The organism is Kitasatospora sp. NPDC056731 (genome assembly GCF_040687675.1).
Taxonomy (GTDB): Bacteria; Actinomycetota; Actinomycetes; order Streptomycetales; family Streptomycetaceae; genus Kitasatospora.
Window position 1 is genome coordinate 16,500 of the sequence record NZ_JBFBNR010000058.1, and the last position, 25,148, is coordinate 41,647.

Sequence of the window (25,148 nt, forward strand, 5' to 3'; positions counted from 1 at the left end):
CGCGGCCGCCGTGGCGGTACTGCCGTGCAGCCTGGCCATGGCGGCGGCGCCCGCCGCGCCCGTCGCGCCCGCTGCGGTGCCGCACGGTGAGCAGGGCTTTCCGGCGGGCCTTCCCACCAGGTTCACGGTCCCGGCCGGGGTGAGTGAGATGACCGTCTACGCGTGGGGCCCCGGCGGTAACGGGGCGGGCGGTGGCGGTGGCGGCGGCGCGGGAGGAGGGGGCGGCGGCGGCAGCTTCCCGCCCGCGGTCTCCCAGCCCGTCGGTGGAGGCGGTGGAGGCGGTGGTGCGGGCGGCAGTGGTGGCAGTGGTGGCGGCAGCGGGGGCAGTGGCGGCTACACGCAGTGCACGCTGGCCGTCACCGCGGGCCAGACGTTCAGAGTCTCCGTGTCCGGCCCCAGTCGCGGTCCGGTCGCGGGCGGTGGTGGCGGGGCGGGTGGTGGCGGAGGTGCGGCCGGCAGCACCTTCTCCAGCGGCCGGCCCGGCAGCGCCGGAGCGGGCGGCGGCGACGGCCGGGACCCCGGCGGCGCCACGACGCTGACCCAGGTCGAGGGGCCCGAGGACCTGGTCACCGCATACGGCGGCGGCAACGCGCTCGGCGGGGGCCGGGGCCCCGGCGGCGGTGCCGGGCGGGGCGGGGAGAACGGCAAGATCGGCAATTCGGGCGGTGCCGGCGGCGCGGGCGGTGCTTCCGGCGCCAGCAGCGCCGGGGGCGGGGGCGGCGCGGGGGCCCCGGCCGACGACGTGCAGTTCTGTTCCGGAACGGCCGTGGTCCTGGCCGGCAACCGAGGGGCCGCGGGTCAGCCGGGCGCCGCGGGCCTGGGCGGTGTCACCGGCGGCCAGGGCACGGCCGGTGACGCCGGTGCGGGCGGGAGAGGCGGTTCGGGCGGCGCCGGCGGGACGGGCCCCGCCGGGGGCGTACCTGCGGTGGTCGCCCTCACCCCGCCCCCCGGGACCGGTGTCGGAGGAGCCGGAGGGGGCGGCGGTGCCGGCGACGGCGGAGGCCGGGGAGGGGACGGCGGCGCCCCGGACCCCAACCCGGGCGCGCAGCCGGGCAGTTCCGGCACCGGCGGCAACGCCGGCCAGACCGGCGGCCGGGGCGGCCCCGGCTACGTCCTGATCACCTGGTAGCACCCCCTGCCCTCCCCGGGGCTGGGGGAGTGTCCCGGCCCCTGCCACCGTGCCCGGGGCCGGGGTGGGGTGGGCCGGTTGCCGTGCCTGGCCGGACCCGCCGTCGAGCGCGGCGCCGGGGAAGGCGCGCCGGGCGTCGATTCGCCGCCCGGACGGTCGCGGCCTTTACCGGGGCCGTTCCCGCAGCGCCCGTGCCGGTGGATCGCACGGGTGTCTTGTCGCGGCCCCCGGGGGCCGGTGTCGCGGGGCCTGCCCCTCGGGGCTGCCTGGACGGCCCGGCTGGTGTGGCGGTGGGGGGCGGGCGTGTGGAGCATGGGGCGTATGCATACTTTTCGTGGTTGTTCGACTTCTCTGAGTCGCAGGATCGCTGTTGTCGCGGCTGTCGTGGCGGTGCTGCCGTGCAGTCCGGCCATGGCGGCGGCGCCCGGCGCGCCCGCCGCGGCACCCCACGGTCAGCAGGGCTTCCCCGTGGGCGTGGTCACCAGGTTCGTGGTTCCCGACGGGGTGAGCGAGATGACCATTGCCGCCTGGGGCCCTGGCGGTAACGGGTCGGGCGGTGGCGGTGGCGGCGGCGCGGGAGGCGGGGGTGGCGGCGGAAGCTTCCCGCCCGTGGTCGCCGACCCCGTCGCGGGCGGTGGTGGCGGCGGTGGTGCGGGTGGCGGCGGTGGCGGCGCGGGCGGCAGCGGGGGCAGCGGCGCCTACACGCAGTGCACGCTCGCCGTCGCCGCGGGCCAGAGGTTCAGCGTCTACGCGGCCAACCCCAGTCCCAACCAGATCGCCGCCGGCGGCGGTGGGTCGGGTGGTCGCGGCGGCGCGGCCGGCAGCACCTTCACCAGCGGCCAGGCCGGGGGCGCCGGCAGGGGCGGCGGCGATGGACGCACCGACCCCTACACGACGTACACCGAGGCCGAGGGGCTCGGCGAGGTGGTCATCGCGAACGGCGGTGGCAACGGCGGCGGCGGGGGCCGGGGCCCCGGCGGCGGTGCCGGGCGGGGCGGGGAGAACGGCAAGGCCGGCAATGCGGGCGGTGCCGGCGGCGCGGGCGGCACGTCCGGCGGCCCCGGCGCGGGGGGCGCGGGTGGTGCGGCGGCGCTCGCCGACGACTTGGAGCTCTGTTTCGGAACGGGCAGGGCGCTGGCCGGCAATCCCGGGACCGCGGGTCAGCCCGGCGCCGCGGGCGGCGGCGGTGTCACCGGCGGTCAGGGCAGGGTGGGCAACCCCGGTGAGGGCGAGAGCGGCGGTTCGGGCGGCCCCGGCGGGACGGGCCCCGCCGGGGCCGCGCCTGCGGTGGTCGCCCTCACCCCGCCCGCCGGGACCGGCGTCGGAGGGAGCGGAGGGGGCGGCGGTGCCGGCGGTGCGGGAGGCCAGGGAGGAACGGGTGGTGCCCAGGACCCCAACCCGGGCGCGCAGTCGGGCAGTGCCGGGGCTGACGGCAACGCCGGCCGGACCGGCAGCCGGGGCGGCCCCGGCTACGTCCTGATCACCTGGTAGCACCCCTGCCGCGCCCGGGAACGGCCCCGGCGGGGAGCGCGGTCGAAGGCGAAGTGGAATGCGCCGAGGATCCCGCCCCGCCCCGACCGGCACGCCGCCGGATCCCGACCGCCGGGCCCCGGCCGCCGCCGGGCAGGCTGAGGACGCAGCGGTGCGGGCGGCCCCTGCGCCGCTGCGCAGCCGGCGCGGACGCCCCCCCCGGCCCCATCGGGTCACACCCCGACGTCGGCCACGGACAGGACGCCGAAGCGGTGGTGGGCGGTGGAGTAGTCCCCCTGGGTGTCGGTCCCGGTCGGGACGATCATGGCGGACGCCTGGGTCAGCTCCCGGGGGGCGCCGCTCTGGACCGCGAACGGGATGCCGATCGTGGCGGGGGTGCCGCGCCCGGACGCGCCCAGGCTGCGCGGGACCGCGAGCTGGTAGACGGAGGGGACGGCGGGGTCGTCATTCTCGTAGAGCGCGGTGAGCCCGTGCGGCCGCCCGGCGGCGGGGACGCGTGTGTAGAACGGTGTCGAGAAGGTGAACACCGCCGGGTCGGCGGTGCCGCCCGGCAGGGTGGCGGCGCCGTTGTAGAACTCGAACGGGACACTGGCGGCGCTGCCGCCGGGGACCAGGGCGACCTGGCGCGCGGTGTAGTACAGGTTGGCGCTGCCGGCGGGCGGGGCACCCGCCCGCCGGCCCACGGCCGCCGCAGGGCCCCCGGGAAGGGCCGCCCCCAGCCCCACCGCCGCGGCACCGATCCCGGCGGCCCTCAGGACGCTGCGCCGCACCACCGCACCCGCCTTCGTAGCGGCCGGCTCCCTCTCGTCACGGACTGCGTCGGTCATGCGATGCCTCCGTCGGCGCTAGCAGGGCAACAGGCCGCCCCAGCCCAGTGGTTCGCACCCTGACACGCAGGCCGTGCCCCCGGGCGCCCGGACGCGCGGCCGCCTGCCGCACCGTCACCTGCCCGGCGGCGGCGCCGCACGACCACACGGCCCCGCCGGAGTCGACACCACCGGACGCGGGAAGGGGGCCCGCCATGAACGATCCTGCGAGGGACCCCGACGAGACGCCCGGCGCCCCCGCCGGCGTGCCGGCCCACCTGCTCCCCGGCCCGCCGGCGCACGCGGTGCGCCTGGCCGGCGGCGCCGCGAACACCGTCTGGCTGGTCACCCTGGCCGACGGCGGACGCGTGGTGGTGAAATCCACCCCGGCACTGGCCCCCGACACGTACGCGAAAGAGGCCCAGGGCCTGCAATCCCTGCGCACCCACGGCGCCCTGCCGACCCCGCGGGCGCTGGCCCTGCACCCGGACGGCCTGGTCCTGGAAGCCCTCGAACAGCCGCCCGCGCACGACACCGGCTTCTGGGAACGCGCCGCACACGCGCTGGCCGGCCTGCACACCACCACCGGACAGCGCTTCGGCTGGGCCGAGGACGGCTGGCTCGGCCGCCTGGCACAGTGCAACCCCTGGACCCAGGACGGACACGAGTTCTTCGCCCGCCACCGCCTGCTGCGCTACCTCGACGAGCCCCTGGCACGCCAGGCGCTCGGACCCCGGGGGCGCGCCGACCTGGAACGCGTCTGCGACCGGCTGCCCCAACTCCTCCCCGCCGCACCGCCCGTCCTCACCCACGGCGACCTGTGGCACGCCAACATCCTCGCCCGCCCGGACGCGGCACCGGCGTTCATCGACCCGGCGGTGTGCTGGACATGGGCGGAGACGGACCTGAGCATGATGTTCTGCACCGGCGGCGTCCCCGCCCGCTTCTTCGACGCCTACCGCGAACACCACCCCCTCACCGACGGCTGGCAGGACCGCATGCGGCTGCTCCACCTGCGCGAACAGCTCAGCTGCGCCGCCCACTTCGGCGCGCGCGACGGCCACACCGGCGACCTCCTCGACGTGCTGCGCACCTACCGGTAGCGCGGCCGCCCGCTGCGCCGTCCTCAGCGGCCTTTTCGTCTGTGGTGGTCCTGCGGTGCGTCGGGGACCAGTTCCTGGTCGTAGCGGGCCAGGAGGGTCTGCATCGTCCGGCGGTCCGGGCGGCCGTCGGCGGCGAGGGCGGCGGCCTCGACGAAGAACTCCTCGAAGCCGGCCGGGGTCAGCGTCACCAGGATCGTGGCGGGGGTGTCGCCGATCGCGGTGAAGGAGTGCGGGTGGGTGCGCGGGACGTGCAGGAAGGCGCCGGGGCCCGCCTCGGTGGTGTGCTCGTCGCACCGCAGGCGGAACGCGCCGCTGACGACGTAGAACGTCTCGTCGTGGCCGCGGTGCAGGTGCAGGGGCGCGCCCTGGCCGGGTTCGAAGGTGGACTCCAGGACGGCGATCGATCCGCCGCTCTGGGCGCCCGCGAGTTTGACGACGTACGGGCTGCCCGGCACGTGGCGGCGCCCGCCGTGTCCGGGGGCCAGGGCGACGGGTTCGCGGTGGACGCCGCCACGGCCGGGCTGCCCGCCGGGCTGCCGTCCGGGTTCCGCGCGGTGGGTGTCAGCCACGGCCGGGCCCCTCGCCGGGGTCCTCGGTGAACTCCCCGGTGAACTCCTCGCGGTGGCGTTCGGCCCAGGCCCGGAACGGTGTCGCCGCGCGGCCGGTGAGCTGCTGGACCGCGGGCGTGACGGTCGCGGCGAACGGTTCGAGCGAGGCGGCGCGCAGCGCCATGACCGCGTCGGCGGTCTCCGGGCGCAGGCCGTGGTCCAGGAGTGCCTGGCGGGCGGCGGGGGGCGGGATCTCGGTGAAGTCCAGTGGGGTGCCCAGGACTTCGGCGAGTGTCGTGGTCATCTCGCCGGGGGTGAGGGCCTGGGGGCCGGTCAGCAGGTGGGCCCGGCCGTCGTGTCCGGGCTGGGTCAGGGCGTGGGCGGCGGCCGCGGCGATGTCGGCGGGGTCGATGACGGAGACCCGGCCGGCGGCGAACGGGGCCCGGACGGTGCGGGTCGCGCGGATCGGTCCGGCCCAGGCGAGGGTGTTGGACATGAAGCCCATCGGGCGCAGGAACGTCCATGCCAGGCCGCTGTCCTGGACGGCCTGTTCGCCCGCGCGGTGCCAGCGGGCGACGGGGTCGTCCGCGTCCGGGTCGGCGGCCCGGCCGGAGGACAGCTTGACGACGGCCTCGGCGCCGGCGCGGGCGGCCGCGGCGGCGAGGTTGGCGTCGTGGCGCGGGATGTCGGGGCCGTCGGAGAGCAGGAACACCTTGCGCACGCCCCGCAGGGCGGCGGCCAGGCTGTCCGGCTCGCCGAGGTCGGCGCCGACGACGTCCACGCCGCCTGGCAGGCGGGCCCGCTCGGGGCGGCGGGTGGCGGCGCGCACGGGGGCGCCGAGGGCGGCCAGGTGGCCGACGAGGGCGCGGCCGACGGTGCCGGTCGCGCCGGTCACGAGTATCACGGGGTCCTCCGGGTGTCCTTCGTCAGGCTGTTCTTCGGCAGGGTGTTCTTGGTCAGGGTGTCGAGCAGGTCGTCGTGCCAGGCCAGGTCGGCCTTCAGGCGGGCGAGGCAGTGCTCGAAGATCCACGGTTCGAGGCCGGTCAGGTCGGGCCGGGCGGCCTCGAACTGCTCCTCGAACAGGGCCACTTGGTCGGCCACGGCCTGCCGGCGCGCGGCGACGGCCCCGGCGAGGTCCTCGTCCGTGAGGTCCGCGGTGTACTGCAGGGCCAGGTCGACCGGGTCGGGCAGCAGGCGCACCTTGCGCAGGGCGGCGTCGCGCAGGGCGGCGAGCTCCCGGCGGCCCTGGTCGGTGATCGCGTAGACGGTCCGCTCGGGCGGGTTGCCGACCTTCTCGTTGCGCACCACCTCGACCAGGCCGTCGTCGGCCATCCGGTGCAGGACGCTGTAGAGCGATCCGGGCTTGACGTCGGTCCACAGCTCGGTGCGGTCGAGCTGGGCCGCCTGGCGGATCTGGTAGCCGTGCATCGGGCCGCCCCGGGCCAGCGCGCCGAGTGCGAAGAGTCGCGAAGTGCTCACAGTGTTAGTCGAACACGACTACAGGTCATAGTCAAACGCGATTATGGGGTGCGGGTGCGGGTGCGGGTGCGGGTGCGGGTGCGGGTGCGGCGTGGGAAGTCGGCCGGTCCGACTTCTCACGCTGTCGCGTCCGTTGCCGGGGGCGGGCGCGACCCGGGGCGAATCGTTCCTGCGGCCCCGTTGCTCCCCGCAAGGGGCCGCCGGTACAACAGAATTGGCCGTTCCGGCCGTCTCCAACACCTGCGCAGGGAGGTCGTGGCCACCGTGGTGCGGGTCGGGCGGGCTGGTCGGGTCGGAGCTCGCGGGCTCGGTACACCGATGGGGCCGGCGGGGCGGGTCGTCGGGCCGGACGGCATCCCCGTGGTGCTGCGGCTGTACGGACCTGTCCACGGCCTTCCGCCGGACGGCGGCGCGGCCTATTCCGACGGCTTTCCGGTCTTCCTCGTGCTCGCCGTTCTGTTCGGCGTGGTGATCCTGCTGGTCGAGGCGGTGTGGTGGGTGCGCGGGACGCCTAGCTACCAGCTGAGCGTCGAGGTCGGCGGGCCGCAGCCGCGCAGCCTCCTGCTCGGTTTCAAGTCCCGGGCGCAGGCCGAGAATTGCCGCCGGAGCCTGACCGCCGCCATCGGCGAGCACGGCGGGGAAGCGGTGCCCCGCACCCCCGAGGAGGCGGGAGGGCTACCGGTTGCGGCCGGCCGCCGCCCCAGGGTCCCCAAGGGCCGCAGGGCGGCGAAGGCGGACTGAAAGCGCGGGAAGTCGGCCGGTCCGACTTCCTGTGCGGAACAGCGGTTTGCTGCAGCCCGTCGCTCTGCTGGGTCCTGTTCGGCTCCCACTCAGAGGCCTGGTGGATCCGCTGGGACGGGTCCTTGTCGCTCACGGTACGTCGCAGGCGGTGGCGGGGGCGGCTGGGGGTCAGGCGGTGGGGAAGTCGCCGGCCTTGATTCCGGTGAGGAAGGCGGTCCAGGCGTCGGCCGGGAAGACCAGTACGGGCCCGTCGGGGTCCTTGGAGTCGCGGACGGCCATGCCGTCAGTGACGATGTTCCCCGCCTCGACGCACTCGCTAGCCTGTGCGCTGTAGCTGCTCTTGCGCCACCGTGTCTGGTCGTTCGCGTGCACGGTTGTCTCCCTTGGCCGCAGGGTGTTGTGAACGAGACGCTACGCCACGGGGGTTGGCTTTCGGTACAGCATCGCGATCAGCGGCGGCGCGTCCGGGTGGGGGCGGACCTCGTTGACGTCCTCGTAGCCCCACGCCCTGTACAGCGCGTGCACCTTGCCGTCCCCGGCGGCGGGGTTGACCATGAGCGTGGCCCGCTCCTCGGGCCGGGCGGCGAGGAGTGCGTCGTGGATGCGGCGGGCGACGCCGGTGCCGCGCCACGGGGTGCGCACGCCCAGCTCCTTGAGGGCGAACACCGGTGTGGCGGTGAGGCGGTGGGGCATCGGGCGGGCCATGCGGGTCCACCAGCGGTCGGCCGCCTCGACGGTGTTGCCGTAGGCGTAGCCGACGGGCACGGTGCCGGTGTAGCCGATGACGGCCTCGAAGCCGGGCTCCACGCCGTGGCGTTGCAGGCGTTCGGTGAAGGTGGGCAGGGCGTAGTTGGGCAGGTGCAGCAGCGGGGCGCGCACATCGGCGTACAGGGCGGCCAGTTCATGGCGGACCGCGTCGGTGAGTTCGTGGTGGTGGCGCAGTTCGATGCCGGTCATGCCGCCGTCCTCGGGGAGTCCGCGAAATGCCCGGGTCCCTGCCGCGGTGGCAGGGTCCCGGGTTTGCCAGCTGTCAGATCTGGCCGAACGCGCCGTCGCGCACGGCTGTCACGAAGGACTGCCAGGCATCAGGGGAGAAGGCCAGCCGGGGGCCGTCGGGGTCCTTGGAGTCCCGGACGCGGCCCGGGTGTGCGTCGTCGACCTCGACGCAGACACCGCCGTCATTGTTGCTGTGGCTACTCTTGCGCCATTCTTCCTGCGTCTCTGTTCGCACGGCCGTACTCCTTCAGAATGCGTCTGATCATCGCCCGGGAGTCCCGGGGCGACAGGGCCTGGGCCCTCAGTAGATCGTAGGACTCACGCCGCTCGGCGACCTTGGGCATTTCGTCGATGACCTCACCGTTCTTTGCACCTTCTGCCCAAGCGATCACACCGCCCGCCGGGAGGGTGTACAGCATGAGGGAACCGCCCATCTCAGGGTGTTCGCCGGCGGCGAAGGGCAGGACCTGGATCGTGATGAAGGAGCGCTTTTCGTCTGCCAGGGCGGTGAGTTGCTCGCACATCACATGGAGGCCGCCGACTGGTCGCCGGAGCGTCGCCTCGTCCAGGATGAACCAACATCGCGGCGGCGTCGTGGAATCCAGCCGCTTCTGACGTTCGAGTCGTGCGGCGAGCAATGCGTCGATCTCTTGCTCGGTAGCGTGCTGTTGGCCTGCACGTAGCGAGTGTCGGGCGAAAGAAGGAATTTGCAACAGGCCGGGGATGGTCGCAGAGGCGAACTCCTCGATGACGGCAGCCTGACCTTCCAGATGGATCGCCTGCCGGTACTTGCCAGGGAACTTCTCGTTCTTGGCCAACTGGTAGATGCGGTCGAATCGGCCGTCGGTGCCGAACGCCGCGTCCAGCATGCCGGGCAGGTCCGGCGGTGGCATCGATTCGGCGCGTTCGACCCGCCCGAGATGGCCCTTCGAGATATTGACGATCTTGGCGAGTTGGTCGAGCGACATGCCCGCTCGCTCACGATGGGCACGCATCTCCCAGCCGAACTGGTCTCGCGCCGACCGCCCAGGATCCAGCTCGTTTGGTTGGAACCCCATGCTCAGCCTCCATGTGCCCAATCGCAGCGTGACACAGGGTCACCCTTCCCAGGATAGCTGCTCAGAGCGATGCTTGATGCACGCACAGTGAGAATGGTGCGCAGCGATCAAGGCCACAGAGAGCTCATCATGACGAACGATCAACCAGCGGCCCGGCGGCACGGCCCGACGTGGCGGAACTCCGGCATCCGGGACAACTCCGAGGCGAGTGAGGCCATGCCCGAAGTGTTGAAGGAACAGCCGGAAACGGTGGGGGAGTACTCCTGCTGGCTGTCGCGCCACCAGAAGTCCGTGCCCACCGCGCGGGGGCTGCTGCGCGGCTTCCTCTCCGACCACCAGGGGGGTGAACTGTTCTGCGACTACTCCGGGTTGGTGCTCGGCGAACTCGTCACCAACGCCGTCCAGCACGCCCGCACCCCGTCCGACCGGCTGCTGTTCGTGCGCTTCGCCCTCTCGGCCGACGACCTCAGGATCGAGGTCCACGACGCCGACTCCCGCCAGCCCGTGCTGCGCCGCGTCAACGGGGACGAGGAATGCGGGCGGGGGCTGTGGCTGGTGTCCGAACTCGCCCTCCAATGGGGCTGCCGACCGTGCGCGGGCGGGGTCGGCAAAGCGGTGTGGGCGGTCCTCGGACCCCAGAGCGGCGCCGCCGCGTGACCACCATCGCGCCCCGCGACTACCCGCACCCGGTCACCGTCGAGATCGCCGGCGTCACCGAGACCGCCACCTTCGCCCGGCTCGCCGACGCCCTGGCGGCCGTGCGCACCGCCCTGGCCCGCCTTCCCCTCGACGACGACCACGCCGCCTACCTCGCCGACCTGTTCGCCCCCGAATCCACCGCCCTCATCTCCCGCCGGCTGACCGACTTCGGCGCGCTGCGCACGATCGCCTTCGTCGGCATCCACGCCCACCCCATCCACCTGCGCCCCGCTGACGGCATCGACGAGTTCCCGGACCCGAGGTGAGGCGCAGCTGCGCCCGGGTCGTGAGGTGGTGGTGCCTGCGCGGCCAGTTCTCCCTGCCCGTACGGGCGTTGAGTCCGGGGCGCCGCGCCGCCTACGCCGAGATACGGAGCTGGGCGGCCACCCCGGGCAGTGCCGAGGCCCTGCTGCGGGCCGTCGCCGACCGCGCCGCCCGCCAGGCGCCCTCGCGCTAGTGCTGTGACCGGGACCGTTCGCCGTGTACGGGGGCGCCTCTCAGTCTTCCTGCGAGAGGTCTGATCACTCGGCCACTGCCGCGCGCCAGATCCATGAGGTGCGGCGGGGGCGGTCTTCCAGATCGCCCCGGCCGGTGCACCAGAGGAGGACATGAGCCGGGTCACCGGGTGGAGCTTCGGGGAAGAGCCGGTGGAGTACCGCCGCGCAGAGCGGCGCCGGGGGCAGCCACGGCACGCCCAGCCCCTGGGTGATGTCGTGGGTGTGCAGGAGCACCTCGGCGACACCCATTGCCGCAAAGCCTGACGGGTCGCAAGGACCCCAGTGCCAGGCCCGCGCCTCCGGGCCGGCCGTGGCCAGTGCACTGCCGAGTAGCCCTGCGCAGGCGGTGACCACCTGGAGCACCTCGTGTGGGGAGCTGTCCGGGCGGACGGCGAGGTCGAAGGGCAGGTAGGCGTCCGTCGGGCGTGCGGCGATCTGCCCGGCGTAGGCCAGCAGGTCATGGGCGATGTGGGCGGCCGTCGTCCAACAGCTCCATTCCAGCGAACCTGCCGGTACCGACCAGTCCTCCGCGTCGTGCGGGCCAAGTACCCGCATCATCTCGGTCACGGCCTCGTTGACGTCTCGGCTGTCGATGTAGTGCATCCGGCGATGCTACGGCTGCGACAGGAGGGTTCATCCGTCCACGGTTGGGCTGCCGCGCTTGCGAGGGGGCGTCCGCCCCGGCGGAGGCCCTTCTCGCTGCGGATGCGTGCGCGTTCACGGCGTTGGGCGGCCAGGACGTCGGGGTTCTGGGCCCACTGGCGGATCTCGGCGCCCTTGTGGGCGGAGAGGTTGTCCACCACCGGGGGCGACCGTCGCCGAATGTGACGAATCGTCAATCATGCATCGATAAAAGAGAGTTGCAACAGTAGCCCGGACCGGGAGGTCTCAGCGCCGCGCGTGGCGGACCTTCAGTCGTCCGAATCCGGTGGTCCCGGAGATCCGGATCGTGGGGCCGCCGGGGGTGGGGTGCCGCGGGGGCTTGTAGCGGGCCTCCTTCCAGCCGGCGTGCATGCCCTCGATGTCGACGACCGCGTCGTGGGGCACCGTGATCCTGGCGCCGCCGGTGCCGAGTTGCAGTTCGATGTCGACGACCGGGTGCTCGAAGACCGCCCGGGACAGGTCCAGGTGCACCCTGCCGAGCGCGGAGGCGACCTTGAGCGTCCGGGGCACCCGCCAGGCGCCGCTGCGCCGGATGCGTCCCGTGGCGGCGCCGATCGTCGTCTCGGTGCCCGCGCCCGGCTCGGGGAGCGAGGCCAGGGACCGCGCGAGTGCGCCCTGCGTCCTGGCGGTGAGCGCCTGGTCGAGGCGTTCGTCCATCTCCTCGTGGGAGATGCGCCCTTGGCTGTACGCCTCTTGCAGGCGTTGCACGGCCGTGTCGCGGTCGTCGTCGCCGGCCAGGGGCGAGAGGTCTTCCGGCAGCGAGTTCACCGCCCCACCCTAGCGCCGCGCCTGCGCCGTGAGTCCGCCAAGGCCCCTGGCGGGAACGGCCGGTGCCGCGCGGAGCCGGTGCGCGCAGGATCGCGGCCCCGCGTCGGGCGGCGTGCGGTCAGCGCAGGGCGGCGAGTTCGCTGACGCGCAGGGTGGGGGTGCCCAGGAAGAGGTCGGCAGGTGCCGGGCCGTGGGCGATGTTGAGCGTGTCGAGCCGGTAGGTCCACGCGCCGTCGTGCGCGTGGGCGAAGCGGTAGTTGATCTGCCAGCGCAGCCATTGCCCGCGGGCCAGGCGCAGTGCCGGGGGGCGGCGCCGTCGGCGCGGCATGCCGAAGGGCGTCGCGACGAGCTGGACCCGCAGCAGGTGGCCGGCCTCCTGGAGGAGCACGCCGGTGTCCGTGCGGGAGCCGGGTGTGCTCTCGTGCGTCAGGGAGCGGGGCCGGAAGCCGTCGGCCTCGTGCATCCGGACCTCGTGGACGAGGGGCGGTGAGCCGGGCGGCAGCAAGAAGGCGGTCGGGGCCGCGTTGCGCCGGGCGGCTTCGGGTCCGCCCCGGGACTGTCCGGTCCATGACGTGCGGACCCACTGCATCACCGTTTCCACGGGGCCGATCCTGCGGCAGGGCGGTGCCCGGGCGCCACGTCGTTTCGGCGCCTCACGGCACCGGCCGGTGCCGGGCGGGTGGGCCTGACGGCACCGGCCATGCGCGGGTGGGCGCGTAGTCGGCCTTGAGGCTGTGCAGCTGGGCGGCGAGCAGGCGGCCCGCCGCCCCGGCCAGGCCCTGGCGGTCCGTCACCGGATGCGGACCGTCCAGGAGGGACATGGTGAGGCGGTAGGCCGACAGGGCTCTGTCCGTCCGGGCCCCGGTCTGCTCCCGGGACGGTGCGCGGGACAGCACCAGTACCGCCGGCTCGCGGTTCTCGGCGATGGCGGCGCCGAGGCGGGCGTGGCCGTCCAGGACCACATGGCAGTTGAGCCCGCTGAACCACCAGAGCAGGACGGGCGCCAGGATGCCCTCCCGGGCCTGCTTGCGGCAGGCCTTCACCCGGGGGTCGTCGGGTGGCGGCATCCGGCGCAACGGCATGACCCGCCACGAGCCGTCGAACCAGTCGATGTAGCCGTCGGGATGGCCGTCGAGCAGCAGGGAACGCCACTGGCCGCCCGGCCCGCCTGCGGCCGGTGCCATCCCCTGGCGGGCGAGCCGCGGGGAGAGCACCCACCGCCCCTCGTGGAGCGGGCCGGCGGCGCGGGCGTGCAGGGCGCCGGCGAAGCGGTGCGCCCAGCGGGCGTACCAGGACGGCCCTCCCGGTCCGGCGACCGCGCGTGCCTCGGTGACCGCGCACGCCTTGGCGACCGAGCACGCCTCGGCGACCGCGCGCGCCTCGGCGGCCCGCAGGGGGGCGATGGGGGAGCGGTAGTGGTCCGTGCGGGAGTACTCGACGCCGCACCGGTCGTCGTCGATCCTGCCGGTGAGCACCACCCGCGGACCCTGCGACAGGACGATCAGGTTCCCGTTCGCCGTCCGCGGCCGCAGCCCCGGCTCGGTGGCAGGGGGGAGCTCCAGGCCCAGGCCGCCCCAGGATTCGCCGTCGGCCGCTGTCAGATTCCTCCGGTGCACCGGCCGATCCTAGGCGCAGGCGGGCAGGCCCGTGTCGGCCCGCCCGGCCCGGGTTGACACGCTTCTTCACATCTAGAATATTGGATACGTCATCTGGTCGAGGGTCGGGCGAAGGGAGCGCGCGGTGGATCCGCTGGCCGTTCACAAGGCGCTCGCCAATCCGGCGCGGGCGGACTTCCTGCGCTGGCTCAAGACGCCCGAGCGCTACTTCGACGAGGACTACTACCGCGAACGCGGCGTGGGCTTCCACATCGGCGTGTGCGTGACGGACATCCGGGAGAAGTCCGGGCTCGCCCAGTCCGTGGTCTCCGGCTACCTGCAGATCCTGCGCGACGCCGGACTGCTGGTGTCCGAACGCGTCGGCAAGTGGACCTTCTACCGCCGCGACGAGGAGACGATCGCCGCGTTCGCCGCCTACGCCCGCGACGAACTCTGACGCTCCGCCCCTCAGGGGCGCACCCCACCGCCCCCGCCGGGGCGGCCCGGGCTGCGCCCTTCCTTTTCGCCCCATTCCATCTAACTATCTAGATTTGTAGCCCCGTGCGTGGGGGGCGGGTGCCGTGCGCCCGCACACCCCGCGCACCGGGCGGACGGAGGCAGCACATGGCAAGGACCGGCCCCGCCGTCCTGACCCTCTCCCTGGGAGTGTTCGGGATCATCACCACCGAGATGGGCGTCGTCGGCGTCCTGCCCCGCATCTCCGAGGACCTCGGCGTCACACCCTCCGCCGCCGGCTGGCTGGTGGGCGTCTTCGCCCTCGTGGTCGCCGCCACCGGGCCGTTCGGCACCCTGCTAGCCTCCGGCCTGCGCCGCAAGGCCGTCCTGGCGGGCGCCCTGGCCGTCTTCGCGCTCTCCAACGCCGTGTACGCGCTCACCGACGACTTCGCCGTGATGTTCGCCTTCCGGATCCTGCCCGCGCTCTTCCACCCCGTCTTCTTCGCCGTCGCCCTCACCACCGCCGCCAACCTGGTCCCCGCACACCGCGCCACCCGGGCGGCCACCACCGTCTTCGCCGGCGTCACCCTCGGCTTCGCCTTCGGCGTGCCGCTCACCTCCTACCTCGCCGAACACGCGGGCCTGGCCGCCGCGTTCTGGTTCGGCGCCGGCGTCAACCTGCTGGCCTGCCTGGGCGTCCTGCTCCTCCTGCCCGCCACCCCCGCCACCCCCGCCACCCCCGCAGCGCCCGCCGGCCGGCGCCCCTCCTACCGGGGCCAGCTGGCCATCCTGCGCCGGGGCCGGCTGTGGCTGTCCGTCCTCGCCGTCGTGTGCGTGTTCGCCGCGATGTTCTCCGTCTACGGCTACTTCGCCGAATACCTGGAACGCGTCACCGGCCTGAGCGCCTCCCTGGTGGGCGCCGCGCTGATGGCCTTCGGGATCGTCATGGTCCTCGGCAACCTCCTCTTCGGCCGCCTCCTGGAACGCGACCTCCTGCGCACCGTCACCGCCTTCCCCGCCCTCTACGTCCTCCTCTACGCCCTGCTCTACGCGATCGGCCCCTGGCCCGCGCCGATGACCGCCGGCGTCCTGCTCTGGGGCGCGGTGCACTCCGGCGGACTCGTCGTCAGCCAGAGCTGGCTGGCCCGCGACGCCCAGGACGCACCCGAGTTCGGCAACAGCCTGTTCATCTCCTTCTCCAACCTGGGCATCACCGCCGGCAGCGCGGTGGGCGGCCTCGTCGTCTCCACCGCCGGCGCCCGCCACCTGCCCTGGGCCGGAGCGGGCTTCGCCCTCGCCGCCCTGGCCGCCGTCCTGCTCCGCCGCCGCCTGGGCCCCGCCACCCCCATCCCCACCGCCGCCCCGGCGCCGCAGGCGCAGGACGCACCGCCCGCCACCGTCTGAGCCGGCCGGCCAGGGCTTCGCGGGCCTGCTGGACGCTCGCAGAGGGGTGCGCGGGCACGGAGGCCGGCCTTCGTCAGATTCCGTACAGGTGGTGCGGGACCGCTCGCTCCCAGACCGCTTCGAACGCGGTGGCGCACAGCTTGACGGTCTGCGGGTCCTCGGTGATCTCGTCCTCGACCACCGCGCCGTCGCCGGAGAAGTGGTGCACCCGAAGCAGCGCGCCGTCGAACAGCCAGAAGTCGTTGCCCGGCAGGGGGATGCCCGTGGCCCGCCGCCGGGGCAGCCAGCGGACCTCCTCACCCGCCGTGACGTTGGCGTGGGTGACGTAGTGCTCCCACCGGATGTACGCGGACACGGGCTCGGAGACGACCCGGGCCCGGCGCACGGCCACACCCCGGGCCACCGTGTCCGTGATCAACTGGTCATAGGGATGCCACCAGGACCCGCGGTCCTCCCAGTCGATCCGCTCGCCGCGCCGCCACGCCTCGAACCGCTCCGTCGGGGCGTAGGAGTCCCGCAGCTCCAGATGGACGGCGGACCGCCGGCACCGCCCGAGCAGCTCGGCGAAGTCGGGCACGCTCGACGGCATCACAGGCCTCCTGATCATGGTCACCATCCGGGCCGCAATTCTGGCGGGACGGCTTTCGGGGGTGTTGTTTCAGCGGGGGACGGGGACGGGCGAATTCCCGCGACGGACCGGGTGTACGCGGGCGGCGTCCTTCACGTGCATGAGTTGCGCCACGTCCTCGGGGTCCGTCACGGCGTACCCCTGCACGACCACCTCGCCGGTGTCCACGTCCTCGTACAGCGTCGGGCAGTCGCCGACACCCGAGGTGCTACCGATGACGCGCAGCCGCCTTGCCATGGCTGTTCCTCTCGACGGCGGACAGGAAGGTCCTCCCATGATCGGCCTCAACCGGCGCTCCGGAAGGCGTGATTCTCGATGATTCTCATGACGGTCCAACGCGGGCGCGGTGACGGCCGGATGCCGGGGGTGTGAGCCGGGTGCCGGTGGCCTGTCAGTGGCGTGCCGGTGGGCCCTGGGAGCTTTCCGGGGACAGGCCGGGTGCCCATCCGGCAGGCGTGCGACAGACAGGGAACCACCATGACCACCGACATCACGATCATCGGCGCCGGACTCGGCGGGCTGACCCTGGCCCGGGTCCTGCACCTGCACGGCATCGCGTCCACGGTCTACGAGGCGGAGGCCTCGCCGGCGGCGCGTGCGCAGGGCGGGATGCTCGACATCCACGACTACAACGGGCAGCTCGCCGTCCGGGCGGCCGGCCTGATGGAGGAGTTCGAGGCCCTCGTGCTGGAGGGCCGCCAGGCGATGCGGATCCTCGACCGGGACGGGAGCGTCCTGCTCGACAAGGCCGACGACGGCACGGGCGGGCGCCCCGAGGTGCAGCGCGCCGAACTGCGGCAGATGCTGCTCGACTCGCTCCCGGCCGGCACCGTCCGGTGGGGCCGCAAGGCCGCCGGCGTCCGCGCCCTGGGCGCCGGCCGCCACGAGGTGGCGTTCGCCGACGGCGCCACCGCCGTCACCGGCCTGCTGGTCGGCGCGGACGGCGCGTGGTCCCGGGTGCGGCCGCTGCTGTCCGCCGCCACCCCCGAGTACACCGGCACGTCGTCCGTCGAGACCTACCTGTTCGACGCCGACACCCGCCACCCCGCCGCCGCGAAGGCGGTCGGCGGCGGGTCGATGATGGCGCCCTCGCCGGGCGCGGAGATCTTCGCCCACCGGGAGAGCGGCGACACCCTGCACACCTACGTGATGCTCACCAGGACGCAGGACTGGTTCGCCGCCGTCGACTTCGCCGACCCCGCCGCGGCACGCGCCCGCATCGCGGCACAGTTCGACGGCTGGGCACCGGAACTCACCGCGCTGATCACCGACGGCGACACCGCCCCGGTCCTGCGCCCCCACTACACCCTGCCGATCGCCCACCGCTGGGACCGGGTGCCGGGGGTGACCCTGCTGGGCGATGCCGCCCACCTCACCGCCCCCAACGGCGAGGGCGCCAACCTCGCCATGCTCGACGGCGCCGAACTCGGCCAGGCCCTGGCCGCGCACCCCGGCGACACCGAGGCCGCCCTCGCCGCGTACGAGCGGACCATGTTCCCCCGCAGCGCCGAGGCCGCCTCCGAGGGCGTGCACATGCACGAGCTCCTCAACGGCGACGACACCCCCCAGGCCCTGATCGCCGCCTTCCTCGACGGCGAACCGGCCTCCTGAACCACCCACCTGAACCGCCCACCGGCAAACGGGCGCAGGGCGGCGCTCAGGCGTACCGGTCGAGCAGCGCCTCCAGGTAGTCCTCCAGGCGCCGGCCCAGCAGGGCCGGCGTCAGGTCGCCGCGCCCCAGCTCCCGCCACGGCACGGCGACCTTCTCCGCGTCCGGGGCGAACGCCAGCGCGTCCAGCAGCCGCCAGTACAGGTGCGCGCCCGGGTCGGCCTCCAGCGTGCCGCCGGCCGCCAGGTAGCGGGCGGCGAAGTCCAGGCCGGTGTCCACGCCGTGCAGCAGGGCCAGGGCGGTGGAGCAGTGGGCCACGTCCAGGTCGGCCGGGCCCCAGGAGGTCTCCACCCAGTCCACGACCCCGCTGACGGCCAGCGCGGCGCCCTGCCCGGTGAACAGCACGTTGCCGGGGTGGAAGTCGCGGTGCAGGAAGCACGGCCGGTACGCGGGCACCTCGCGGCGGATCACGTCCACCGCCCGCCGCCACACCCCGGGACGCGCCGTGGCCCCGGGCACCCGCACCCGCTCCGGGGCCGTCCACGCCTCGAAGGCGCGGGGTCGCTCGCCCGGCGCCACCGCGAGGGCGTGCACGGCGGCCAGCTGACCGGCCAGCAGGTCCGCGCGGCGCTCCACGTCGCCGTCCTGCGCCACCCGCACGCCGCCCGGCAGCAGCGACATCACCAGCGACGGGTGGTCGCAGAACTCGCCCGCCGCGTCCAGGGCGTGCAGCCGCGCCGCCGGCACGCCGCCGTCCGCGAGCAGCCGCAGCACGCCGGCCTCACGGGTCAGCAGGGCGGGCGCGTGGCGCAGGTAGAACGGCTTGACGAACGAACGCAGCACCAGCCCGTACCCGCCCGGGACCGGGCCTGCCTCCGGGCCGACGTCCAGGCGCCGCATCCGCGACGTCCAGCCGCCGCGCAGGCCCGTCACCGACCGCACCCGGTGGCCCGGGGGGAGGCCCTGCTCCACCCAGCGCAGCGTGGCGGCCCAGTCCCGGCCCGAGGACCCGTACGGTTCGTGCGGCGGTTCGTGCGGCGGCGCGAAGGCGTTCATCCGCCGAAGGATACGAACACCGCCCGCCCGCCGCCATGCCGGGTTCCCACCCGCCCCCGCAGCCCGCACGGCCCCTGGCCTGACGCAGGGTCAACTCACCGTCAACGCCCGCCGACCGCCCCCTATTCCGAGACCAGTCGAAGTTTGACAGTTCCCCGCGCACCGGGTTACGTAAGTGGCCGCACCGCACGCCACGCCGCACGCCGCACCGCACGCCACACCGCCACCGGCCCGCCGCAGCAGGGGAGTTACGCCATGTCCAGGACCGTCGTCTTCGACCGCACCGGAGGACCGGAGGTCCTGACCGTGCGAGCCGCCGCCGTCCCCGTGCCCGGCCCCGGCGAACTGCTCATCCGCGTCAGCGCGATCGGCCTCAACCGCGCCGAGGCCCTCTTCCGCGCCGGCGCCTACCTCGACGAGCCCAAACTGCCCGCCACCCCCGGCTACGAGGCCGCCGGCACCGTGGAGGCCCTCGGCGAGGGCGTCACCGGCTTCGCCGCCGGCGACCGGGTCGACACCGTCCCGGCCTTCTCCCAGAACGACTACGGCGTCTACCGCACCCACGCCCTCGTGCCCGCCCGTGCCGTCGTCCACCACCCGGCCGGCCTCACCGACGTGCAGGGCACGGCCGTGTGGATGCCCTACCTGACCGCCTACGGCGCCCTCGCCGAGGACGGCCACCTGCGCCCCGGCGACCACGTCCTGCTCACCGCCGCCGCCTCCGGCACCGGCCTGGCCGCCATCCGCACCGCCCGCCGCCTGGGCGCCGTCCCCATCGCCACCACCCGCACCCGCGCCAAGAAGCAGCAACTCCTGGACGCCGGCGCCGCCGACGTGATCATCACCGGCGAGGAGGACCTGGTGGCCCGCGTGGACGCCATCACCGCCGGCACCGGCGTGCGCACCGTCTTCGACCCCGTCGCCGGCCCCGGCGTCCTCACCCTCGCCCGCACCATCGCCCCCGGCGGCCGCCTGATCGTCTACGGCCGCCTCGACCCCCGCGACACCCCCCTGCCCGGCCAGGACACCTTCGCCCCCGTCACCAGCCGCTTCTACTCGATGCACGAGGTGACCCGCGACGACGAACGGCTGCGCCGCGCGCAGGCCTTCGTCACCGCCGGGCTCGCCGACGGCTCCTTCACCCCCGCCGTCGACCGGGTCTTCGAGGGCCTCGACCGGATCGCCGAGGCCCACCGCTACCTGGAGGCCGGCACCCAGGTCGGCAAGATCGTCCTCACCGTCCAGAACTGACCCCACTGACCCCACCAGGGCCGAGCCTTCCAGAACCGGCCCGCCCCACGGCCGCCGGCCGCGGGACGGGCCGGCCCGCTCAGGGCGCCGTGCGGGCCTCGGCATCGGCGGCGGCGACCACCGCCGACAGCAGGCCCGGGAAACGGCCCTCCAACTCCTCGGCGCGCAGCGAGTTCATCTTGGTGGTGCCGACGTAGTACTGGTGCAGCAGTCCGGCCTGGCGCAGCACGTTGAAGTGGTGCGTCGAGGTGGAGCGGGAGACCGGAAGGTCAAAGGAGCCGCAGCTCAGCGCGGCGCCCGCGTGGGCCAGCCGGCGCACCACCGATCTGCGGGCAGGGTCCGCGAGTGCCTCCAACACCTGCTGGACCCTGAGGTCCTCCACACCAGGGTGCACGATCACCCGCGCCGCCACGCGTGCCCGTCCCACACCCACCACCCCTTCCCAACGCTCGACCCCCGTCCCGGTTCGGTAAAAGCCGCGCGGCGTGCGCGACTTCGCGCCTCGACGCTACTACGAGCGCGCCGTGCGCCACGCCCACCGCAACACCTCCGCAACACGCGCGCGCCCGCCCCGGCGCGCCCGCGACCCCCGCGCCCCCGCCCGCCCCCGTGCGCGCACGCGGGCGGGCGGCCCCCTCAGCGTCGGGGGCCGCCCGCCACGACGACAGGCCGTCAGGCCGCGCGCACCGGCGGCCCGGCCGGGCGCGCCAGCCGGGCCAGGGCCAGCGGCTCGAAGATCCCCATCAGCACCGGGTCCACCGGCCGCACCACCGCCGGAGCGGGCGCGACGGGAGCGGGGGAGCGCAGCAGCGCCAGGTAGAGCTCCTGGGTCTCGGCGGCCGGGTCGATGCCCAGCTCCTCCGCCAGCACCCGGCGCAGCTGCTGGTAACAGCGCAGCGCCTCGGCCCGGTTGCCGGCCGCGGCCAGCGCCTCCATCCGGCAGCGGTAGGCGCTCTCGCGGAACGGGGCGCGGCGCACCGCCTCGTCGGCCCAGCGCAGCGCGTGGTGCTCCTCGCCCAGCGCCGAGGCCGACAGGCTCGCCGTCTCCAGCGCGGACATCCGCAGCTCCTCCACGTGCTCGCGCACCCCGCCCGCCCACTCGCCCTCGTGGTCGGGCAGGAACGCACCGCGCAGGTTGGCGATCGCACCCGCGGCCAACTGCTGCGCCACCGCGTAGGAGCGGGCCGCGTACGCCTCCCCGGCCTCCCCGACCGCGCTGGCGGCGGCCTCCAGGTCCACCGCCGCGTCCGCGGGCAGCCGCAGGACGTAGCGCCCGCCCTGGGCGATCAGCGGGGTGGCGCCCGGGCCCTGGCCGGGGGAGGCGACGAAGGCCCGCACCCGCGAGACCACGCTGCGCAGCGCGGAGGCCCAGGTGTCGGGCAGGCCGTCGGGCCAGATGGTGTCGGCCAGCTGGTCGCGGCTGGTGCCGGCGGAGCGTTCCAGGACCAGGCGGGCGAACGCCACCTGGGCCTGGGCGCTGGACAGGTGCTGCGGGGCGCCGCGGTCGTGCTCGATCGTCACAAGTCCTGTCAGGCGGATCAGCATGAGAATGTCCCCGATCTGCCGGACGGACTGTCTTCCCGGAAGCCGTTCAACGTGCTCCAACCCCCTTGAGCCAAAGCGGAGCCGACGGCCCGTGACGCCGGGCCGACGGCGTGGGAAACCTGGACCGGAAATTCCGCCTACCAGCCGTTCGGTTTCGGCGGATTTCGACCATACATTCGGCGCATCACACGGTGTCAACACTGGTCGACAAAACATACCCACCGGCCGGTCCATGCGTCGTGGACGCAGGGTTTCTGCACGTCAGAGCGTTACCGCAGGCCGAGAACACGGCTATTGCGGACGCCTTGCGCATCCTGCCGTAGAAATGTAGTCATCCTTGAGCACCCCGCGTGAAGGCTTCGAGAAACACCACCCACCCCCTGCGCCGGGCACCACCCGTAAAAGCCCCGGGACTATCCCGGGAGGAAACCCCAGCACCACCACCCGCCCCCGCGCCGGGAAATACCGAAAACAATCCGGAACAAGCCGACGACGAACCGCCGAACAGCCGACGGACAACCGGCGGCAAACCGACGGCAAACCGCACGGCAAAACCGCCGCGCGCCCGCCGCGCCCCGCCGAGAAGGAGACCCGCACGTGAACGCCACCGGAGCATGGGACCGCCTGGAGCCGAAGCTCGCCGCCACCCTGGACCGCGTGGCCGCGCTGGAGTCCGACCCCTCACGCCGCAACAGCTTCGTCGCCTACACCATGGAACGCGACAGCGCCTACTGCGACCTGGACGGCGAGCGCCTGCTCATGATGTCCGGCTACAGCTACCTGGGCCTGGCCGGAGACGAACGCGTGGTGGCCGCCGCCAAGGCCGCCGTCGACGTCTACGGCACCGGCAACCACGGCGTGCGCGCCCTGGCCGGCACCATCCCGCTGCACGAGGAACTGGAAGCCGAGGTCGCCCGCTTCGCCCGCCGCGAACGCGCCCAGGTCTTCGGCTCCGGCTACGCCGCCAACGTCGGCACCGTCGGCGCCCTGGTCGGCCAGGGCGACACCGTCCTGATCGACAAGTACGACCACGCCAGCATCGTCGACGGCTGCCGCCTCTCCGGCGCCACCGTCACCCGCTTCCGCCACAACGACGTCGACCACCTGGAACGCCGCCTCAAGGCCGCCTCCCCGACCGGCGTGCGCCTGGTCATCGTCGACAGCGTCTACTCCATGGACGGCGACATCGCCCCGTTGCCCGAACTGCGCGCGGTCTGCGACGCCCACGACGCCCTCCTGATGGTCGACGAGGCCCACGCCCTGGGCGTCATCGGAGAAACCGGCGGCGGCATCGAGGAGCACTTCGGCTACCGCCACCGCGTCGACATCAAACTCGGCACCCTCTCCAAGGCCATCCCCTCCATGGGCGGCTGGGTCGCCGGCAGCCACGAACTGATCGGCCACCTGCGCTACGCCGCCCGCCCGTTCCTGTTCTCCGCCGCCCTCGGCCCCGCCCAGACCGGCGCCGCCCTGGAGTCCCTGCGGATCCTGCGCCGCGAACCCGAACGCGTCACCCACATCCAGGTCCAGGCCGAGCGCCTGCGCCGGCGCCTCAACGACGCCGGCATCTCCACCATGGACTCCGCCACCGCCGTCCTGCCCGTCATCGCCGGCTCCGACGACGCCGCCTACGACTACGCCACCGCCTGCCGCAAGGCCGGCGTCATCGGCCTGCCCGTCGTCACCCCCGCCGTGCCCAACGACCTGGCCCGGCTGCGGATCGCCGTCACCGCCCGCCACACCGCCGCCGACATCGACTTCGCCGCCGACGCCTTCCTGACCGCCGCCGCCCAGACCGGCCTCATCTGACCGAGCCGGCCCCCGGCCCACCCAGGAAGGCCCGCCGGCCCCCGGCCCCGCCCCACCTGGGAAGGCCCGCGCCGGCCCCCAACGCCCGGAAAGGACAAGACCATGGCAGCCCGCCCCACCCGGCCCCCCATCGCCGTCACCGGCCTGGGCGTCGTCAGCCCCGCCGGCCACACCCCGGACGCGTTCTGGCACACCGTCAGCACCGGCACCCCCACCGCCACCGCCCTCACCGACCCCGCCCTGGCCCGCCACCGGGTCCGCCTGGGCTGCCGCGTCACCGACCTGCCCGACAACAGCCCCGTCCCCGCCAAGGACGCCCGCCGCCTCGACCCCTTCGCCCACTACGGCACCCTCGCCGCCCTCGCCGCCCACCAGGACGCCGGCGCCCCCGAACCCGACCCCGGCCGCAGCGCCATCGTCGTCGGCAACGCGGTCGGCGGCCGCACCACCAGCGACCGCGAATCCGCCCTCTTCACCACCGCCGGACCCCTGCGCGTCAGCCCCCTGATGCCCCTGGTCACCATGCCCAACGCCGCCGCCGCCCAGATCGCCATGCGCCTGGCCTGGACCGGCCCCGCCCTGACCATCGCCACCACCTGCGCCTCCAGCGCCGACGCCATCGGCCACGCCGCCCTCCTCCTGGAAACCGGCCGCGCCGACATCGTCATCGCCGGCGGCTGCGAAGCCACCCTCACCCCCGTCACCCTCGCCGCGTTCGGCAACCTCGGCGCCCACTCCCAGCGCAACGACGACCCCGCCCGCGCCAGCCGCCCCTTCGACACCGACCGCGACGGCTTCGTCATGGGCGAAGGCGCCGGCTTCCTCGTCCTCGAACGCCTCGCCGACGCCCGCGCCCGCCACCGCACCCCCTACGCCCTCCTCGCCGGCTACGGCTCCAGCGCCGACGCCTACCACCTCTCCAACCCCCGCCCCGACGGCGCCGGCGCCGTCGCCGCCATGCGCGCCGCCCTCACCGACGCCGGCCTCACCCCCGCCGACATCGCCCACGTCAACGCCCACGGCACCTCCACCGTGCACAACGACCGCGCCGAAGCCGCCGCGCTGCGCACCGTCTTCGGCCCGCACGGCGTGCCCGTCACCTCCACCAAGGGCTCCATCGGCCACCTCATCGGCGCCGCCGGCGCCGTCGAGCTGATCGCCGCCGTGCAGGCCATGAACAGCCGCCTCGCCCCTCCCACCGCCAACCACGAGCACACCGAACAGGGCCTGGACCTCGACGTCGTCCACGGCACCGCCCGCCCCATCCGCGCGGGCGCGGCCCTGTCCAACTCGTTCGGCTTCGGCGGCCACAACTCGACCCTGGTGGTGACCCCGCTATGACCACGACACCCGCGACCACACCCGCGACCGCGACGGCGACCGCGACCGCTACGGCGACCGGGCCCGCCCACACCGCCCGCACCAGCACCACCGTGACCGCCGACGCCCTGGCCGCCTACCGCACCGCCGCCCGCACCGGCCTGCCCCCCGCCCCGGACGGCGCCGCCGCCCCCGCCCACCCCTTCGTCCTCGCCCACACCCTCGCCCAGCACACCGTCACCACCCTGACCACGGGCGATGCCGGCTTCACCGGCGTGGTCCACCTCGCCCAGGAGATCCACACCCACCACCCCCTCACCGCCGGCACCCACGTCGACATCGACGTCACCGTCACCGCCGCCCGCCGCGAAGCCCGCGGCACCCGCCTGGCCCTCACCACCCACCTCACCAGCGGCACCCGCACCCTGGCCCACCTGACCACCTCCGCCCTGCTCGTCGGCGCCACCACCATCGAACCCTTCGGCACCCTGGGCCCC

30 protein-coding genes and 1 pseudogene are annotated in these 25,148 nt (G+C 74.5%); 14 read left to right on the plus strand and 17 right to left on the minus strand.

Going from position 1 to position 25,148, the window contains the following annotated elements:
* Positions 1-148: 148 nt before the first annotated feature.
* Together AB0R04_RS34875 and AB0R04_RS34880 are read left to right on the plus strand one after the other, a co-directional pair.
* The gene (locus AB0R04_RS34875; protein ID WP_363377647.1) at positions 149-1,129 is read left to right on the plus strand and encodes a hypothetical protein; all 981 of its coding nucleotides are present in this window, start codon (positions 149-151) and stop codon (positions 1,127-1,129) included.
* A 609-nt stretch (positions 1,130-1,738) separates the two neighbouring features.
* Complete coding sequence (locus AB0R04_RS34880; protein ID WP_363377649.1) at positions 1,739-2,620, plus strand: hypothetical protein; 882 nt, start codon at positions 1,739-1,741, stop codon at positions 2,618-2,620.
* A 212-nt stretch (positions 2,621-2,832) separates the two neighbouring features.
* Here AB0R04_RS34880 and AB0R04_RS34885 read toward each other — a convergent pair whose 3' ends face one another.
* The gene (locus tag AB0R04_RS34885) at positions 2,833-3,447 is read right to left on the minus strand and encodes a hypothetical protein (protein WP_363377650.1); all 615 of its coding nucleotides are present in this window, start codon (positions 3,445-3,447) and stop codon (positions 2,833-2,835) included.
* 194 nt (positions 3,448-3,641) lie between these two features.
* Between AB0R04_RS34885 and AB0R04_RS34890 the strand changes: the two genes are divergently transcribed.
* The gene (locus tag AB0R04_RS34890; RefSeq protein WP_363377652.1) at positions 3,642-4,529 is read left to right on the plus strand and encodes a fructosamine kinase family protein; all 888 of its coding nucleotides are present in this window, start codon (positions 3,642-3,644) and stop codon (positions 4,527-4,529) included.
* A 23-nt stretch (positions 4,530-4,552) separates the two neighbouring features.
* On the opposite strand, the gene AB0R04_RS34895 is transcribed toward AB0R04_RS34890, so the two are convergent.
* From AB0R04_RS34895 to AB0R04_RS34905, 3 genes are read right to left on the minus strand one after another with little or no spacing between them, the layout of a single operon-like run.
* On the minus strand, positions 4,553-5,098 hold the full coding sequence (locus AB0R04_RS34895) for a cupin domain-containing protein (RefSeq protein WP_363377654.1): 546 nt from the start codon (positions 5,096-5,098) through the stop codon (positions 4,553-4,555).
* Positions 5,091-5,981, minus strand: coding sequence for an NAD(P)H-binding protein (locus AB0R04_RS34900; protein ID WP_363377656.1), 891 nt, complete (start codon positions 5,979-5,981; stop codon positions 5,091-5,093). Before AB0R04_RS34900 ends, AB0R04_RS34895 begins: the two co-directional genes overlap by 8 nt.
* Positions 5,978-6,556: a PadR family transcriptional regulator gene (locus AB0R04_RS34905; RefSeq protein WP_363377658.1), complete on the minus strand. Its 579-nt coding sequence runs from the start codon at positions 6,554-6,556 to the stop codon at positions 5,978-5,980. The genes AB0R04_RS34900 and AB0R04_RS34905 overlap by 4 nt, the downstream gene beginning before the upstream one ends.
* Before the next feature lie 318 nt (positions 6,557-6,874).
* On the opposite strand from AB0R04_RS34905, the gene AB0R04_RS34910 reads away from it, so the two are divergent.
* The gene (locus AB0R04_RS34910) at positions 6,875-7,297 is read left to right on the plus strand and encodes a hypothetical protein (protein WP_363377660.1); all 423 of its coding nucleotides are present in this window, start codon (positions 6,875-6,877) and stop codon (positions 7,295-7,297) included.
* 168 nt (positions 7,298-7,465) lie between these two features.
* Here the strand turns inward: AB0R04_RS34910 and AB0R04_RS34915 are convergent, their stop codons facing one another.
* The 4 genes from AB0R04_RS34915 to AB0R04_RS34930 form a co-directional block, all read right to left on the minus strand.
* Positions 7,466-7,669 carry a DUF397 domain-containing protein gene (locus tag AB0R04_RS34915; RefSeq protein ID WP_363377662.1) on the minus strand — a complete coding sequence of 68 codons (204 nt, stop codon included), beginning with the start codon at positions 7,667-7,669 and terminating at the stop codon, positions 7,466-7,468.
* A 39-nt stretch (positions 7,670-7,708) separates the two neighbouring features.
* The gene (locus tag AB0R04_RS34920; protein ID WP_363377664.1) at positions 7,709-8,254 is read right to left on the minus strand and encodes a GNAT family N-acetyltransferase; all 546 of its coding nucleotides are present in this window, start codon (positions 8,252-8,254) and stop codon (positions 7,709-7,711) included.
* A gap of 73 nt (positions 8,255-8,327) precedes the next feature.
* Positions 8,328-8,528, minus strand: coding sequence for a DUF397 domain-containing protein (locus AB0R04_RS34925; RefSeq protein WP_363377666.1), 201 nt, complete (start codon positions 8,526-8,528; stop codon positions 8,328-8,330).
* The gene (locus tag AB0R04_RS34930) at positions 8,491-9,351 is read right to left on the minus strand and encodes a helix-turn-helix transcriptional regulator (protein WP_363377668.1); all 861 of its coding nucleotides are present in this window, start codon (positions 9,349-9,351) and stop codon (positions 8,491-8,493) included. The genes AB0R04_RS34925 and AB0R04_RS34930 overlap by 38 nt, the downstream gene beginning before the upstream one ends.
* 216 nt (positions 9,352-9,567) lie before the next feature.
* Here AB0R04_RS34930 and AB0R04_RS34935 point away from each other — a divergent pair, with 216 nt between their 5' ends.
* Genes AB0R04_RS34935 through AB0R04_RS34945 form a run of 3 tightly spaced genes read left to right on the plus strand, consistent with a single transcriptional unit; the run spans position 9,568 to position 10,507 of the window.
* Positions 9,568-10,008, plus strand: coding sequence for an ATP-binding protein (locus AB0R04_RS34935; protein WP_363377670.1), 441 nt, complete (start codon positions 9,568-9,570; stop codon positions 10,006-10,008).
* Positions 10,005-10,316, plus strand: coding sequence for a hypothetical protein (locus AB0R04_RS34940; protein WP_363377672.1), 312 nt, complete (start codon positions 10,005-10,007; stop codon positions 10,314-10,316). The genes AB0R04_RS34935 and AB0R04_RS34940 overlap by 4 nt, the downstream gene beginning before the upstream one ends.
* Positions 10,313-10,507, plus strand: coding sequence for a hypothetical protein (locus tag AB0R04_RS34945; RefSeq protein WP_363377674.1), 195 nt, complete (start codon positions 10,313-10,315; stop codon positions 10,505-10,507). The genes AB0R04_RS34940 and AB0R04_RS34945 overlap by 4 nt, the downstream gene beginning before the upstream one ends.
* A gap of 64 nt (positions 10,508-10,571) precedes the next feature.
* On the opposite strand, the gene AB0R04_RS34950 is transcribed toward AB0R04_RS34945, so the two are convergent.
* The 4 genes from AB0R04_RS34950 to AB0R04_RS34965 all read right to left on the minus strand — a co-directional run bounded on the left by AB0R04_RS34950 (position 10,572) and on the right by AB0R04_RS34965 (position 13,594).
* Positions 10,572-11,150 carry a maleylpyruvate isomerase N-terminal domain-containing protein gene (locus AB0R04_RS34950; RefSeq protein WP_363377676.1) on the minus strand — a complete coding sequence of 193 codons (579 nt, stop codon included), beginning with the start codon at positions 11,148-11,150 and terminating at the stop codon, positions 10,572-10,574.
* A gap of 285 nt (positions 11,151-11,435) precedes the next feature.
* Positions 11,436-11,978, minus strand: coding sequence for a DUF1707 domain-containing protein (locus AB0R04_RS34955; protein WP_363377678.1), 543 nt, complete (start codon positions 11,976-11,978; stop codon positions 11,436-11,438).
* 118 nt (positions 11,979-12,096) lie between these two features.
* A complete protein-coding gene (locus tag AB0R04_RS34960) occupies positions 12,097-12,579 on the minus strand; it encodes a hypothetical protein (RefSeq protein ID WP_363377680.1) in 483 nt (160 codons plus the stop codon).
* Between the two features lie 52 nt (positions 12,580-12,631).
* On the minus strand, positions 12,632-13,594 hold the full coding sequence (locus tag AB0R04_RS34965; protein ID WP_363377682.1) for a hypothetical protein: 963 nt from the start codon (positions 13,592-13,594) through the stop codon (positions 12,632-12,634).
* Between the two features lie 124 nt (positions 13,595-13,718).
* On the opposite strand from AB0R04_RS34965, the gene AB0R04_RS34970 reads away from it, so the two are divergent.
* Both AB0R04_RS34970 and AB0R04_RS34975 read left to right on the plus strand, forming a co-directional pair.
* Positions 13,719-14,030, plus strand: coding sequence for a helix-turn-helix transcriptional regulator (locus tag AB0R04_RS34970; RefSeq protein WP_063352995.1), 312 nt, complete (start codon positions 13,719-13,721; stop codon positions 14,028-14,030).
* Between the two features lie 167 nt (positions 14,031-14,197).
* Complete coding sequence (locus tag AB0R04_RS34975; protein WP_363377685.1) at positions 14,198-15,433, plus strand: MFS transporter; 1,236 nt, start codon at positions 14,198-14,200, stop codon at positions 15,431-15,433.
* A 73-nt stretch (positions 15,434-15,506) separates the two neighbouring features.
* Here AB0R04_RS34975 and AB0R04_RS34980 read toward each other — a convergent pair whose 3' ends face one another.
* A complete protein-coding gene (locus AB0R04_RS34980; RefSeq protein WP_363377687.1) occupies positions 15,507-16,022 on the minus strand; it encodes a DUF6879 family protein in 516 nt (171 codons plus the stop codon).
* A 69-nt stretch (positions 16,023-16,091) separates the two neighbouring features.
* Positions 16,092-16,298 carry a hypothetical protein gene (locus tag AB0R04_RS34985; RefSeq protein ID WP_363377689.1) on the minus strand — a complete coding sequence of 69 codons (207 nt, stop codon included), beginning with the start codon at positions 16,296-16,298 and terminating at the stop codon, positions 16,092-16,094.
* A gap of 240 nt (positions 16,299-16,538) precedes the next feature.
* Between AB0R04_RS34985 and AB0R04_RS34990 the strand changes: the two genes are divergently transcribed.
* On the plus strand, positions 16,539-17,672 hold the full coding sequence (locus AB0R04_RS34990) for an NAD(P)/FAD-dependent oxidoreductase (protein ID WP_363377690.1): 1,134 nt from the start codon (positions 16,539-16,541) through the stop codon (positions 17,670-17,672).
* A 46-nt stretch (positions 17,673-17,718) separates the two neighbouring features.
* Here AB0R04_RS34990 and AB0R04_RS34995 read toward each other — a convergent pair whose 3' ends face one another.
* On the minus strand, positions 17,719-18,726 hold the full coding sequence (locus AB0R04_RS34995; protein WP_363377692.1) for an aminoglycoside phosphotransferase family protein: 1,008 nt from the start codon (positions 18,724-18,726) through the stop codon (positions 17,719-17,721).
* Positions 18,727-18,981: 255 nt separating this feature from the next.
* On the opposite strand from AB0R04_RS34995, the gene AB0R04_RS35000 reads away from it, so the two are divergent.
* The gene (locus tag AB0R04_RS35000; RefSeq protein ID WP_363377694.1) at positions 18,982-19,977 is read left to right on the plus strand and encodes a zinc-dependent alcohol dehydrogenase family protein; all 996 of its coding nucleotides are present in this window, start codon (positions 18,982-18,984) and stop codon (positions 19,975-19,977) included.
* A 79-nt stretch (positions 19,978-20,056) separates the two neighbouring features.
* Here AB0R04_RS35000 and AB0R04_RS35005 read toward each other — a convergent pair whose 3' ends face one another.
* Positions 20,057-20,404: a helix-turn-helix transcriptional regulator gene (locus tag AB0R04_RS35005; RefSeq protein WP_063352990.1), complete on the minus strand. Its 348-nt coding sequence runs from the start codon at positions 20,402-20,404 to the stop codon at positions 20,057-20,059.
* A gap of 245 nt (positions 20,405-20,649) precedes the next feature.
* The gene (locus AB0R04_RS35010) at positions 20,650-21,522 is read right to left on the minus strand and encodes a bacterial transcriptional activator domain-containing protein (RefSeq protein WP_063352989.1); all 873 of its coding nucleotides are present in this window, start codon (positions 21,520-21,522) and stop codon (positions 20,650-20,652) included.
* Positions 21,523-22,119: 597 nt separating this feature from the next.
* On the opposite strand from AB0R04_RS35010, the gene AB0R04_RS35015 reads away from it, so the two are divergent.
* From AB0R04_RS35015 to AB0R04_RS35025, 3 genes and pseudogenes are all read left to right on the plus strand, one after another.
* Positions 22,120-23,331 (plus strand): aminotransferase class I/II-fold pyridoxal phosphate-dependent enzyme, encoded by a 1,212-nt coding sequence (locus tag AB0R04_RS35015; protein WP_063352988.1) that lies wholly within the window; start codon positions 22,120-22,122, stop codon positions 23,329-23,331.
* 102 nt (positions 23,332-23,433) lie between these two features.
* Complete coding sequence (locus AB0R04_RS35020; RefSeq protein WP_363377696.1) at positions 23,434-24,672, plus strand: beta-ketoacyl-[acyl-carrier-protein] synthase family protein; 1,239 nt, start codon at positions 23,434-23,436, stop codon at positions 24,670-24,672.
* Positions 24,669-25,148: pseudogene (locus tag AB0R04_RS35025) on the plus strand (hypothetical protein); the annotation flags it as partial. The gene AB0R04_RS35020 and the pseudogene AB0R04_RS35025, both read left to right, overlap by 4 nt.